Source organism: Paraburkholderia sp. 22099 (genome assembly GCF_052045835.1).
Lineage (GTDB): Bacteria > Pseudomonadota > Gammaproteobacteria > Burkholderiales > Burkholderiaceae > Paraburkholderia > Paraburkholderia terricola.
This window is the reverse complement of sequence record NZ_JBQEPU010000002.1, coordinates 64,981-77,024: the sequence shown is the minus strand read 5'-3', so window position 1 is coordinate 77,024 and position 12,044 is coordinate 64,981. Positions and strand designations below refer to the sequence as shown.

Annotated in this window: 10 protein-coding genes; 4 read left to right on the top strand and 6 right to left on the bottom strand. The window is 65.1% G+C overall.

The window, feature by feature from the left end:
• Positions 1-181 precede the first annotated feature (181 nt).
• Entirely contained in the window at positions 182-760 is a 579-nt protein-coding gene (gene sodB / locus ACTJLC_RS02590) for a superoxide dismutase [Fe] (protein WP_073427004.1), read from the top strand.
• Positions 761-1,174: 414 nt separating this feature from the next.
• Positions 1,175-1,747, top strand: coding sequence for a glycine zipper family protein (locus ACTJLC_RS02585; RefSeq protein ID WP_073427005.1), 573 nt, complete (start codon positions 1,175-1,177; stop codon positions 1,745-1,747).
• Between the two features lie 132 nt (positions 1,748-1,879).
• On the opposite strand, the gene ACTJLC_RS02580 is transcribed toward ACTJLC_RS02585, so the two are convergent.
• Positions 1,880-3,322: an NYN domain-containing protein gene (locus ACTJLC_RS02580; protein WP_440843230.1), complete on the bottom strand. Its 1,443-nt coding sequence runs from the start codon at positions 3,320-3,322 to the stop codon at positions 1,880-1,882.
• Positions 3,323-3,534: 212 nt separating this feature from the next.
• The gene (gene clpP / locus ACTJLC_RS02575; RefSeq protein ID WP_073427007.1) at positions 3,535-4,182 is read right to left on the bottom strand and encodes an ATP-dependent Clp endopeptidase proteolytic subunit ClpP; all 648 of its coding nucleotides are present in this window, start codon (positions 4,180-4,182) and stop codon (positions 3,535-3,537) included.
• A gap of 269 nt (positions 4,183-4,451) precedes the next feature.
• Between clpP and ACTJLC_RS02570 the strand changes: the two genes are divergently transcribed.
• On the top strand, positions 4,452-5,420 hold the full coding sequence (locus ACTJLC_RS02570; RefSeq protein ID WP_440843229.1) for a sigma-70 family RNA polymerase sigma factor: 969 nt from the start codon (positions 4,452-4,454) through the stop codon (positions 5,418-5,420).
• Positions 5,421-5,524: 104 nt separating this feature from the next.
• On the opposite strand, the gene ACTJLC_RS02565 is transcribed toward ACTJLC_RS02570, so the two are convergent.
• The 3 genes from ACTJLC_RS02565 to ACTJLC_RS02555 all read right to left on the bottom strand — a co-directional run bounded on the left by ACTJLC_RS02565 (position 5,525) and on the right by ACTJLC_RS02555 (position 10,174).
• Entirely contained in the window at positions 5,525-6,781 is a 1,257-nt protein-coding gene (locus ACTJLC_RS02565) for an EAL domain-containing protein (RefSeq protein ID WP_073427223.1), read from the bottom strand.
• A gap of 424 nt (positions 6,782-7,205) precedes the next feature.
• Positions 7,206-8,657, bottom strand: coding sequence for a multidrug transporter subunit MdtD (gene mdtD / locus ACTJLC_RS02560; protein WP_073427009.1), 1,452 nt, complete (start codon positions 8,655-8,657; stop codon positions 7,206-7,208).
• 95 nt (positions 8,658-8,752) lie between these two features.
• Entirely contained in the window at positions 8,753-10,174 is a 1,422-nt protein-coding gene (locus ACTJLC_RS02555; protein ID WP_114163576.1) for an aminotransferase-like domain-containing protein, read from the bottom strand.
• 198 nt (positions 10,175-10,372) lie between these two features.
• Between ACTJLC_RS02555 and ACTJLC_RS02550 the strand changes: the two genes are divergently transcribed.
• Entirely contained in the window at positions 10,373-10,678 is a 306-nt protein-coding gene (locus ACTJLC_RS02550; RefSeq protein ID WP_073427011.1) for a DUF2917 domain-containing protein, read from the top strand.
• 32 nt (positions 10,679-10,710) lie between these two features.
• Here ACTJLC_RS02550 and ACTJLC_RS02545 read toward each other — a convergent pair whose 3' ends face one another.
• Entirely contained in the window at positions 10,711-11,940 is a 1,230-nt protein-coding gene (locus tag ACTJLC_RS02545) for a citrate synthase family protein (protein ID WP_440843228.1), read from the bottom strand.
• Positions 11,941-12,044 lie beyond the last annotated feature (104 nt).

Genomic DNA, 12,044 nt, shown 5'->3' with positions numbered 1-12,044 from the left:
CTCGCATGGAGCGGGCACATGCGATGCGAGAGCACTCAATACGCTTTATTCACGGCGGTTTCACCCATGCCGTGCATAAAGTCCGTTGGTTTGCGGGGTTATTCCAACTCGCCTACAATCGAGTGCTCTATAGCGTTATCCGCAGACTCCCCACAACAGATACAGACAGAAGGAAAGCACCATGGAACATACGCTCCCGCCGCTGCCGTTCGCGAAAAACGCACTCGCTCCGCACATGTCGGAAGAGACGCTCGAATTTCACTACGGCAAGCATCACCAGACCTATGTGACCAACCTGAACAATCTGATCAAGGGCACGGAGTTCGAGAATCTGTCGCTCGAAGAAATCGTCAAGAAGTCCTCCGGCGGCATCTTCAATAATGCGGCTCAAGTGTGGAACCACACGTTCTTCTGGAACAGCCTGTCGCCGCAAGGTGGCGGCGCGCCGACCGGCGCACTGGCTGACGCGATCAACGCCAAGTGGGGTTCGTTCGACAAGTTCAAGGAAGAGTTCGCGAAGACCGCGGTCGGCACCTTCGGCTCGGGCTGGGCATGGCTGGTGAAGAAGGCAGACGGTTCGCTGGATCTCGTGTCGACGAGCAACGCCGCCACGCCGCTCACGACCGACGCAAAAGCACTGGTTACGATCGACGTGTGGGAACACGCGTACTACATCGACTATCGCAATGCGCGTCCGAAGTTCGTCGAGGCATACTGGAACATCGTCAACTGGGAATTCGCGGCGAAGAACTTCGCGTGAGGTTGCCGGTGAGCTCAAGTGCGGCGTGATAAACAGGCTGGGCAATCCAGACGCGGCGTTGCACGGTAAAGCTCGATAGCTGACAAGAAGGCCCTCGAATGCGAGGGCTTTTCTTTTTGTGGCGCCGGATCCGGAGTGGTTATCGGGAGCGGGATTCGTCAGTAGAACCGTCCGGCCATCGCTCTTCTGACGGCGTCGTGAAGCGCGTGGCGACGCATCTTTGTCACAGTTAGTAACGACAACGGCAGGCAGAGCAATGCGTGCACCAGCACCCCAGCCGACGCGCGCGACTTTCGCGCAAGCCCTTGGCGGCGCGTGTAGTGCGGATGAAAAACATACGGTAACGATCTGGTAAACATGCTTCACGTGGATTGGCCTAACGTATGTTTCTCATCCCATGCAAGCTGCGCCACCATGATCTCAAGTCTTAAACCGATGCGCGTCGCGTTACCTGTCGGCGCCGTCGCACTCGCGTTCCTCGGCGGTTGTGCGGTAGTGCCGCCGAGCGGTCCCTCCGTGGTCGCGCTGCCGCGCAGCGGGCAGTCGCTCAACCAGTTCCAGCAGGACGACTACGCTTGCCGCGATTACGCCTACCGTTCGTCCGACGCGACCGGCGCGTCGCAAGGCTCGACCGCGAACAGCGTCAACAGCGCCGCCGTCGGCACGCTCGGCGGCGCCGCGGTCGGCGCGCTGATCGGCGCGGCAGCCGGCAACGCCGGCACGGGCGCGGCCATCGGCGCGGGCAGTGGCCTGCTGCTCGGTGGCGCGGCCGGCGCGAACGGCGCGCAGTATTCGGCCAATAGCCTCCAGGCCCGGTATGACGCCGCGTACGCTCAATGCATGACGTCGAAGGGCAACACGATTTCGCAGCCGCAAATGCCGGTCTACGTGCCGCAGCCGGTCTATGCGCCTCAGCCGGTCTACGTCGCGCCGCCGCCGCGTTACTACGGGCCGCCGGTCATGTACGCCCCGTATCCGTATTACTAACGAAACCTGGCTGCAACACGTTCGCCACACCGATGATCGCGCGCGACAAAAATACATACGCGCCACCAACGGTATCGCGCGGTATTCCGCTTACGGTGATGCGGCGCCGCGCACATCACGCAAACCGGACGCTTATTCTGCGTCGCTCGTGGCCGCGGTCTTACGCGGACGGCGGCTGCGCGGCGCGGTTTTCCGCGCGGCTTTTTTTGCAGGCGCGGGCGCCTGTTCTTCCCTGACAGGCTGCGCCGGTGCTTCAGCGGGCGCGGCGATTTCCGGTATCTCGTCGATTGCTCGCGGCGCGTTCTTTCTCGCCTTTTTGGCTGCCGTCTTGCGCGGCGTGCGTTCGTTGCGACGCTTGGGCGGCGCAGCGTTCGCCGGCTGCTCGCCGGTGTTCTCCTCGTTGACCGGTTCGACTGGCGCGTTTTCCGCTTGCGCCCACGGCTGCGCCCACTGCTCTTCCGGCTGCTGAGAAATCGGCTCGCTGCTCGTGGGCGCATGCCAGTGCGCTTCTTCGGCTTGAGCTTGCGCGCTCGCGCCGTATTCGGCCGACGTGCGCTCTTCGTGAACGGCTTCCTGCTGACCACGTCCTGTCTTGCGATTGCCGCGACCGCGCCGGCGTGATTCGTGTTTGCCGCTCGACTCGGCGATCGCCGCTTCGGCAACCTGCGCCTCGTACAGTTGTTCCGCCGATTCCGCGGCTTCGCTCGACTCGCTCGCGTGTTCGCCCGCTACATTCGCCGCCGTGCTCCGATATACGTAGGCGCCGGATTTCTCGTCACGGCCGAACTCGAGCAGCCCGCGCGCATGCGCCTCTTCCAGCAAATTGCCGAAGGCGCGAAAACCATAGTACGTCTCGTTGAAATCCGGCTTGCGGCGTTTGATCGCGTTCTTCAGCACCGAAGCCCAGATCTTGCCGCTGTCGCCACGTTCGGACGCGAGCGCGTCGAACGTTTGCACTGCGATTTCGACCGCCTTGGTGCGGCGTTTTTCCAGGTCTTCCTTGTTGCGGCCTTTCTCTTCGTCGGGCGAGCGTTTGGCCGCCGGCTGCGCCGCTTGTTGCGGACGTGACGACTCGCGTTTGGCGACCGTGCGCTGACTCTCGCGCACGAGGTCGTCGTAGAAGAAAAACTCGTCGCAATTCGCGATCAGCAGATCGGAAGTGGACTGCTGCACGCCGACGCCGATCACCTGCTTCGCGTTCTCGCGCAGCTTCGACACGAGCGGCGAGAAATCCGAATCGCCGCTGATGATGACGAACGTATTGACGTGCGATTTCGTATAGCAGAGGTCGAGTGCGTCGACCACGAGCCGGATGTCGGCGGAATTCTTGCCCGATTGGCGCACGTGCGGAATCTCGATCAATTCGAAATTGGCCTCGTGCATCGCGCCTTTGAAGCTCTTGTAACGGTCCCAGTCGCAATACGCTTTCTTCACGACAATGCTGCCCTTGAGCAGCAGCCGTTCGAGCACCAGCTTGATGTCGAACTTGTCGTACTTCGCGTCGCGCACGCCGAGCGCGACGTTTTCGAAGTCGCAGAATAGCGCCATGCTGACGGTTTCGTTGGATGACGCCATATATCTCTCCATTGAAGCGAACGTCGAATTCGACGAATCGCGATCATGATAGCGATTCCAGCGAGGGTGATCAGCTTTTGTATTCCAGGCGCACCGATGCGGCAAGCGAAAGCTTTCCGGCAGCGAGCGTTTTCCCGCGAAAATTCAGGCGCGGGAGAATCGTTTCGCGAAGCCCGCTTCCGTTGGCGGAACCGCTGGGCGGACGTGCCGCGCTACATGTGCTGATGACGAGTCATGCCGGCGAGCGCCGCGCGGCTTTCCAGCACGTCGTCGATCAACCCGTACGCCTTCGCGCCCTCCGCCGACATGAAGTTGTCGCGATCGGTATCGCGCGCGATCTCCTCGACGCTGCGCCCCGTGCGTTCGGCCATCATGCCGTTCAGGCGTTCACGCAGATACAGCACTTCCCTTGCCTGAATCTCGACGTCGGCGGCGGTGCCTTGGCTGCCGCCGGACGGCTGGTGAATCATGATGCGCGCGTTCGGCAGCGCATACCGCTTGCCGCGCTGGCCCGCGGTGAGCAGGAAGGTGCCCATGCTTGCGGCGAAGCCGGTGCATAAGGTGGACACCTCCGGCTTGATGAACTGCATGGTGTCGTAAATGGCGAGGCCGTCGTACACGGAGCCGCCCGGCGAATTGATGTAAAAGGAAATATCCTTGTCGGGGTTCTCGGACTCGAGAAACAGCAACTGCGCGACGATCAGGCTGGCTGACTGTTCGTTGACGGGGCCGACCAGAAAGACGATGCGCTCGCGCAGCAGACGCGAATAGATGTCGTACGCGCGCTCGCCACGCCCGGACTGTTCGATGACGGTGGGCACGAGGCCGAGGCCGGTGATCTGCGAATAGTTGAAGTGCATGAGTTGCCCCAGGTGATGCGGCGCCGCGCCGATAGCCGTAGCGGCACCTGATTCGAAAGGGCGCACCATTGCGCCGCTTGTTGTCCTTATGACGAGGCGGCGTGATCCGGCGTGACCGAAATATTTTTGCGCCGAGCTGTCACATCGGCCGGTGCCCAGCCGTCAAGCTGAGAGATGCCGGCAGCGTTTGCCGGCAGCGTCGCGCGCCCCGACAAACCCGCAGGCGGCGCGCCGCGTCTTTTCACCACGCACGATCTGGAGGTCTACCCATGACGAAACAAGAAATCGACAAGGCATCCAGTTTCGAGGCCGCGCGCGCCCGCCTGCTCGCGTTGGCGTACCGCATGCTGGGGAGCCGCGCCGAAGCGGAAGACGTGGTGCAGGACGTCTGGCTCAAATGGCATCTCGCCGATGCGCGCGAACTGCATACGCCCGCCGCCTGGCTCACCACGGTCGCCACGCGCGCGGCGATCGACCGGTTGCGGCATGCGCGGCGCGAGCGCGCGTCGCAAGCCGCCGGCTGGTTGCCGGAGCCGTGGCTCGACGAACTGGCGCCCTCGGCCGAGGAACTGGCCTTGCGCGCGGCGGACATGTCTTATGGCGTGATGCTGCTGCTCGAACGTCTGAAGCCCGACGAACGTGCGGCGTTCGTGTTGCACGAAGCGTTCGATTGCGACTACAAGGAGATCGGCGCGATCCTCGAGCGCACGCCGGCTGCATGCCGGCAGATCGTCCATCGGGCGAGAGAGCGCTTGCGGCGTGCGGGTGCGCCGATCGGCCGGCCCGACCCCGCCGCCCATGCGCGGATCGTGGAGCGCTTGCGCACGGCGTTGGAGGCACAAGACAGGGCCGGCTTGCTGCGCCTCTTCAGCGACGCCCCGGAAGTCGTCAGCGACGCGCCGGTGTGCACGCGCGAACCGGCAGTGACGGGCTGGATGGACAAGGTGACGTCGCTCGCGCGGCAGGCGAGCCATGCGGAGGTGCTGTCGATGGAGGGCGCGATGTGTATCGCGTTGCTTTCCGAGGGCGAGGTGGTCGGCTTGATCGAGGTGTCCACGAATCGCTTCGCGGACGGCTCGGCGAAGATCGTCGCGTTGCGCGTCGTGACCAGCGCCGCGCGTTTGCAGGCAACCAACCGTGTGCTGGGCCGCCCGGCCGTCACCCGATTGCTCGCGCGAATCCAGCACGGCCCGGCAGCCGTGGCGGCCCCGGCGGACTCAATGGCGGTGCCGGTCTAAGTGGCCTGGGCGGCGGGCGGCCTTGGTCGTCCTGTTGGGTCGTTCCGTTGCGCCACCCGTCCTGGCGGCCCCGTTTCCGCAGCCGCCTCGATTACGCCGAGCCGCTACTTCCAGTTGATATCGACGCATAGCACCTGGGTGCCGTGCGGCGTGTGCGCGGCGATCGAGGCCGTCACGCACAGGTGTGCTTCGTTGATCGACAGATAGGGCGGCGTGAGATGCACATGGTCGGGCAGGCGCATCGCCTGGATAAAGTAGGGCCGGCGCTCCCAGCTCGCGCCCTCCGAATGCAGCAGCGGGCGAAAGCGCTTGGCGCGTTGCGAGGCGCGCCCTGGCGGCAGCAGGTTGTCGCCGATCTGCCGGCCTGAACCGTCGAGTACGAAGCAGCGCGCCGTTTCGCCGAGCGTGAGCAGCGGCGCCGTCGCGCGGGAAACCGGCTCGCCGGCGACGAGTTGCGCGGCCGCGGTTTCCAGCGCCGTCACGTAGGGGGCGAGCCGCGCGGACTGCGCGCGTTCGCGTTCGGTCACGCGCTTGCGCAGCGCCGCGGAGAGCGAGTCCATCAAACCGGCCGCCGCTTGCGGCTTGACCGGTTCCACGCTCGGACCCGCGAAGAACGCGCCTTGCACGAAGTCCACGTTGCATTCCAGCGCGATCAACGCGTCGCGTTCGGTGGTCAGGCCGCCCATCAGCACCAGTTGGCCGGATTCGTGCAGCAGCGAGACGAGGCCCGGCAGCACGCGTTCGATATGCGAGTGTTCGCTGGCCTGCGCGAGAATGCAGCGGTCGAGCGTGACGATGTCCGGCCGCAGGTTCCACACGCGGTCGATATTCGAATGCTTCGCGCCGAAGCCGTCGAGCGCGATCAGGAAGCCGGATTTGCGCAGCGCGTCGATGATCTCGGCGAAGCGGGTGGTTTCGCCGCCGGCCTGCTCGGACACCTCCAGCACCACGCGCTGCGGCGGCAAACCCATCGCCTTGAGGCCGGCAAGCAGCGCGTCGCCGTAGCTGGTGTCCATCAGCGCGGCCGGATGAAGGCTCAGGAAGAGCCATTCGTCGTGACTGTCGAACGCGTTGAAGTTGCCCAGATGCAGCGATTCGGCGAGCCGTCCGAGTTCCAGCAGATCGCCGCGCCGGGCGGCTTGCGTGAACACTTCGTGGGAGGGCACTTGCAGCGCATGTTCGTCGTGGGCGCGCAGCGACGCGTGGTAACCGATCGCACGCCGGTGCGATACCGAGAAAACCGGCTGAAACACGCTGAAAACGGTGTAGCCGCCGTACAGAACAGTGCGCCGCGAGCCTTCGTCGCCGGCCATCGGGCGCGGCGGCTGGAAGCCGGGTGGATCGAGTTCGATCATGCTCATCATGTCAGTCGTGTGTTGGTGGCGGCGCGCTTGCCTGCTCGGCCCGGGTCAGCACGCGCAAAGCATAAGTTTATAGGATAGCCAGCAAGAACTATGCGAGTGCTGAGACACAGCCTCCGTGCGCGCCCGTCACGCTTGCACGCGTCGATTGGGCGTCAGCGCGGGCGCGAAGGCGATTGTTCGCACTTCGCTGGTGCGAGGCTCGCCCCGTTGCGGTTCGTCGGCGGCTCCTTGGCGGTTCGTCCGCGGCTCGCGTCGCAAGATCGTCGGCGGCTCCTCAGCGGCCCGCGTCGCAAGATCGTCGGCGCTTCGTCAGCGGCTCGCATCGCAAGATCGTCGGCGGCTCCTCAACTGTTTTCGTCACAAGCTCGTCAGCGGCTTATCGCCGGTTCATCGCTCATTCATGAGCGCGCCCGCGCAAGCATCAAGTGCGCTCCGACGGATCGGTCTTTTTCGCCGGCGTGCGGATGTCCGGCGACAGTTGCGCGAAGATCCACGACGAGCCCGCCGTGATGATGCCCACAGCTAGAAAAGTGGCATGAAACGCGGGCAGCGAGTTGGCGGCGGTCACGCGCGGCAGCAAGCCGGTGAAGGTGGCGAGCAGGGCGCCGGCCACCGTCACGCCGAGGCTCATCGAGAGCATTTGCACCAGTGAGAACAGGCTGTTGCCGCTGCTCGCGCCGCCGGTGCCGAGGTCCTTGAGCGTCAGCGTGTTCATCGCGGTGAACTGCATCGAGTTGACGCCGCCGAAGAACGCCAGTTGCACGAGCCGCAGCCATAGCGGCTGGCCCGTGCTGGTGAGCGCGAAGCTGGCCATCGTCAAGCCGACCAGCACCGTGTTGACGATCAACACGCGCCGATAGCTGTACTTCAGGATCAGCGTCGTCACGAGACGTTTGGACGCCATGCCCGCGGCCGCTACCGGCAGCATCATCATGCCGGCCTCGAACGCGCTATAGCCGAGACTCACCTGCAAGAGCAGCGGAATCAGGTACGGCATCGCGCCGCTGCCGATCCGCGCGAACAGATTGCCGAGCAGGCCGACGCTGAACGTGTGAATCTTGAAGAGGTCGAGCGAGAAGATCGGCGCGGGCTCGCGTACCGCATGCAACCCGTATGCAACGAAACAGGCGAGGCTCAGAATCAGCAGCACGAGCACCGTGGCGTGCTGAATGCCGAACTCGGTGCGGCCGTCGAGCGCGAATGAAATCGCCACCATGCCGACGATCAGCAGCAGGTAGCCCTTCATGTCGAACTTGCCGACGTTTTCGTTGCGGCTATCCGGCATGAAGATGAACGTGGCGATGCAACCGACGATGCCCACCGGCACGTTGATCAGAAAGATCCAGTGCCACGAGGCGATCTTCACGAGCCAGCCGCCGAGCGTCGGGCCGATCAACGGACCGATCAGGCCCGGAATCGCGACGAACGACAAGGCCGGCAGATAGCGTTCCGCCGGAAAGGTGCGCAGCACGGCCAGCCGTCCGACCGGCAGCAGCATCGCGCCGCCCACGCCTTGCACGATGCGAAAGACCACCAGTTGATTCAGCGTATGCGCGTTCGCGCACAGCAACGAACCGACCGCGAACACGAGAATCGCGCTGAAGAACACGCGCCGCGTGCCGAACTTGTCGGCGAGCCAGCCGGACACCGGGATCATGACCGCCATCGTCAGCGAATAGGCGATCACCACCGATTGCATGCGCAGCGGCAACTCGCCGAGGCTCGTCGCCATCGCGGGGAGCGCGGTGTTGACGATCGTCGCGTCGAGCGTCTGCATGAAGAAGCCGGTGGCGACCAGCCACAGCATCACGGTGAGCGAGCGGGCCGATGGCGTTGCGGAGATGTCGGCGAGGGGCGGAGTCGGCGTGGACATGGAGAGCGCTTAGGCGCGCAGGGGCTGGCTGGGACTCGCCATTCTAGGGAAAAGCCCGGCCTCGCGCAGGCGCCGTGCCCTTGCGATCGCGCAAGTCAGCCGCGCAGATCCGGCAACGCCGCCGCCGCACGGAAGAACGCCTGGGCACGCGGCTCGTTGCCGAACGCCGCGTGAATCCTGATCCACGGGCTCACCTCCATGCTCGGGCGGAAGTAGTTGCCGGGCGCCACCGTCACGCCCAACGGCGCACCGCATTCCACCAGCCGTTGCGCGTCCTCCACATGCGGCACGCGCGCCCACAGAAACTTGCCGCCGACCGGCTTCTCGAACAGTTCCCAACCCGCGTCTTCCAGCGTCTGGATGGTCGAGCCGAGCGCGTCGCGCATGCGGCGGCGCAGGCGCTCCAGATATTTGCGGTACGCGCCGCGCTCCAGCAGCGATACCGCGACCGCTTCGGCAAAGCGCGAACCGCCGATGCTCGTCAGCATCTTGATGTCGACCAGATCCTTGATGATCGCGTGGCTCGCCACCACGCAGCCGATCCTCAGCGACGACGACAGCGTCTTCGACAGCCCGCCGATGTAGATCACGTGTTCGAGCTGGTCGAGGGTCGCGAGGCGATCGGTGGGGTCGGCCTGGAAGTCGGCGTAGACGTCGTCCTCGATGATCGAGAAGCCGTGCTCGCGCGCCAGTTGCAGCAGCCGGAACGCCACGGGCGGCGCGACCGTGGTGCCGGTCGGATTGTGGAAGACGGTGTTGATGAAGAACAGCTTGGGCCGGTGCAGCTTCAACTGCGCCTGCATCACCTCCAGATCGGGACCGGTGCGGGTGCGCGGAATGCCGACCAGTTTCACGCCGTGCAGCTTCAACAGGCCGTACAGGTTGTAGTAGCCGGGGTCCTCGACGAAGATCGTGTCGCCCGCCTTGAGCATGTAGCGCATCAGCAGATCGAATGCCTGGCTCGCGCCGTTGGTGATCAGGATTTGCGATGCGTCCGCGTGAATCCCCAACTGGCCGATGCGGCCTTGCAGATGCTCGCGCAAGGCGACGTTGCCGAGCGGGGTGGCGTAATCGACCATGCTCGCCGGGTCCGTGCGCGAGACGTGACGGATCGCCTGCGCGATGCCGTCCGTGTCGCGCCAGCTTTCGGGAATGAAGCCGCTGCCGAGCTTGAGCGTCTCGCCCGGATGGTTGAACTGCTGGAGGAGATGACCCGATTCGTCCTCGGCGCGGCGCGGGTCCGAGCTGCCCTGGCACGGCGTGTTCGCCGGCTGGCGATCGGCGACGTAGAAGCCGGAGCCGTGGCGCGAGTCCACGTAGCCGAGCGAGACCAGCCGGTCGTAGGCCTCGATCACCGGAAAGCGGCTCACGCCGTAGTCGGCCGCGAACTGGCGGATCGACGGCAGCTTCGAGCCGGGACGCGCGGTGCGCGAGCGGATCCACGCGGTGACGCCCGTGACGATCTGCTCGGTGAGCGGCACGCCGTTGTCGCGATCGATTGAGATGTCGAGTTTCATGCGGTTCTTTCCTTCGCCCCTGGCCTCCGGTGTGCGCGCGAAGCGTTCAACGCGTGGTTTCGTCACGCGCAGGCGTCGCCAACTGTCTGGTTTTTCGACTGAACAGTTCCGATGGAACTGTTCGGAACTGTGCATGGGTTTCCGATGATCGCACGTCAATAATCAATTCAACGGAAAAGTTCTCTGAAGGAGGAAGCGATGCGTGAAGTCCGGATTTTCGAATTGGAACATGGCGAGCCCGCGGCGGCCTGGCGTGTCGCGCGTCCGTCGATCTTCAAGGTGATCTCGGGCGAGATCTGGCTGACCGTGGAAGGCGACAGCGAGGATCATTGGCTCGCAACGGGGCAGTCGATCGAGTTGCCGCGCAAGGCGGTGGCCTGGGTCAGCGCCGGGCAGACCGGCGCGCGTTTCGCGTTGGCGAGCGGCTCGGAGCGGGCGGCCACGAGTCCGGTGCTCCACTTGCCGGTGTTGCGCTGGCTGCCGCGCTGGTTAGGCGTTGCCTGACAACGGGCCGTGGTGACGCGATCGCCACGCGCTCACCTATTCCCGATGTACCGCGCGCGCGGCCGGATCAAGCGGCCGTCGCGCGTCTGTTCCATTGCGTGGGCAATCCAGCCGACTACCCGGCCCGTCGCGAACAGCGTGAAAGCTGCGCCGGCCGGCAGAGCCAGCACCCGCTCGATGGCGGCGAGCGCGAAGTCGAGGGTCGGCTCCGCGCCTGTTGTGTCCCGTACCGCGCGCGCCAGCGCGAGCACTTCGCCGAGCGGCGAGCGGGCCGGCGCGCAGTCGGCCAGCATCTGCAGCAGCAGTCGCGCGCGCGGGTCGCCCGCGGGATAAAGCGGATGGCCGAAGCCCGACAACACCGGCCCCTGCGCGCGGTGTTCATCGCGCGCGAGACGGTTCGCCAGATAGCGGTCGAGATCGGCCGAACGCGACGCTTCGTCGAACAGCGCGGCGATGCGCGCGGTCTCGCCGCCGTGACGCGGCCCGGCCAACGCCGCCAGGCCGCCCGCCACCGCGCCGAACAGATGCGTGCCCGTCGACGTGATGCAGCGAACCGTGAAGGTCGACGCGTTCAGTTCATGGTCCGCGCAGGCGACCAGCGCCGCGCGCAGCAGCCCAGCCTGCTGCCGGTTGCGCACATGCCACGCTGAAGCCAGTTGCCGATGCAGCGGCTCGTTCGACGGCGCCGCCGAGATCATCGCGGCCGCCAGCAGCCGCATGACGGCGCAGGCATTGTCGAGTTCGGCGTCGCGGCCGAGCGCCCATACTCGCGGCATCTGCGCCGCGGCGGCCGGCAGCAGCACGAGCGCGCGGTCGAGCGGCGTGCTGTCGCTCCAGAGTTTCAGCCATGCCGCCCATTGCGCATTGCCGAGCGGCACGGCAGGCGCATCGGCAATGCGCCGCGTGCCGCATTCCCATAGCAACGCGGCGACATCCTCCAGCGATGCCGTGCGCGCCAGCTCCATCGCGTCGTGCCCGCGGTACAGCAGACGGCCCTCGGCGACCAGCGTGATCGACGATTCGAGCACCGGCACGCCCCAGTCCAACACCTTTTGCGCGACCTTGCCGGCGCGCTTGCCGTCTTTCTTGCGCCGCGCGAGGCGCCGCACTTCGCCGGCGTCGTAAAGCCGGTGCTTGCCTTGCGCGTCCATATTCGGTGACGAACTCAGCATGCCGCGGCTCACATACGCATACAGCGTGGGAAGGCTGACGCCGAGCTCGGCGGCGGCTTGCGGCGCGGTGAGGAAGGTCGATGTCGGCATGGCGAGAAGCAAAAACCCAAGAAATCAGTATATGTTGATTATCATAATCAAGATTGATCCACGCGGGACGAAAACCTAGACTCGGTGTACCTTCCTTTGACTTT

Coding starts and splice junctions, on each gene's coding strand:
- sodB (WP_073427004.1), top strand. CDS start 182: ATGGAACATACGCTCCCGCCGCTGCCGTTCGCGAAAAACGCACTCGCT.
- clpP (WP_073427007.1), bottom strand. CDS start 4,182: ATGCACTTCAACTATTCGCAGATCACCGGCCTCGGCCTCGTGCCCACC.
- ACTJLC_RS02565 (WP_073427223.1), bottom strand. CDS start 6,781: ATGAGCATGATCGAACTCGATCCACCCGGCTTCCAGCCGCCGCGCCCG.
- mdtD (WP_073427009.1), bottom strand. CDS start 8,657: ATGTCCACGCCGACTCCGCCCCTCGCCGACATCTCCGCAACGCCATCG.
- ACTJLC_RS02585 (WP_073427005.1), top strand. CDS start 1,175: ATGATCTCAAGTCTTAAACCGATGCGCGTCGCGTTACCTGTCGGCGCC.
- ACTJLC_RS02555 (WP_114163576.1), bottom strand. CDS start 10,174: ATGAAACTCGACATCTCAATCGATCGCGACAACGGCGTGCCGCTCACC.
- ACTJLC_RS02545 (WP_440843228.1), bottom strand. CDS start 11,940: ATGCCGACATCGACCTTCCTCACCGCGCCGCAAGCCGCCGCCGAGCTC.
- ACTJLC_RS02580 (WP_440843230.1), bottom strand. CDS start 3,322: ATGGCGTCATCCAACGAAACCGTCAGCATGGCGCTATTCTGCGACTTC.
- ACTJLC_RS02570 (WP_440843229.1), top strand. CDS start 4,452: ATGACGAAACAAGAAATCGACAAGGCATCCAGTTTCGAGGCCGCGCGC.
- ACTJLC_RS02550 (WP_073427011.1), top strand. CDS start 10,373: ATGCGTGAAGTCCGGATTTTCGAATTGGAACATGGCGAGCCCGCGGCG.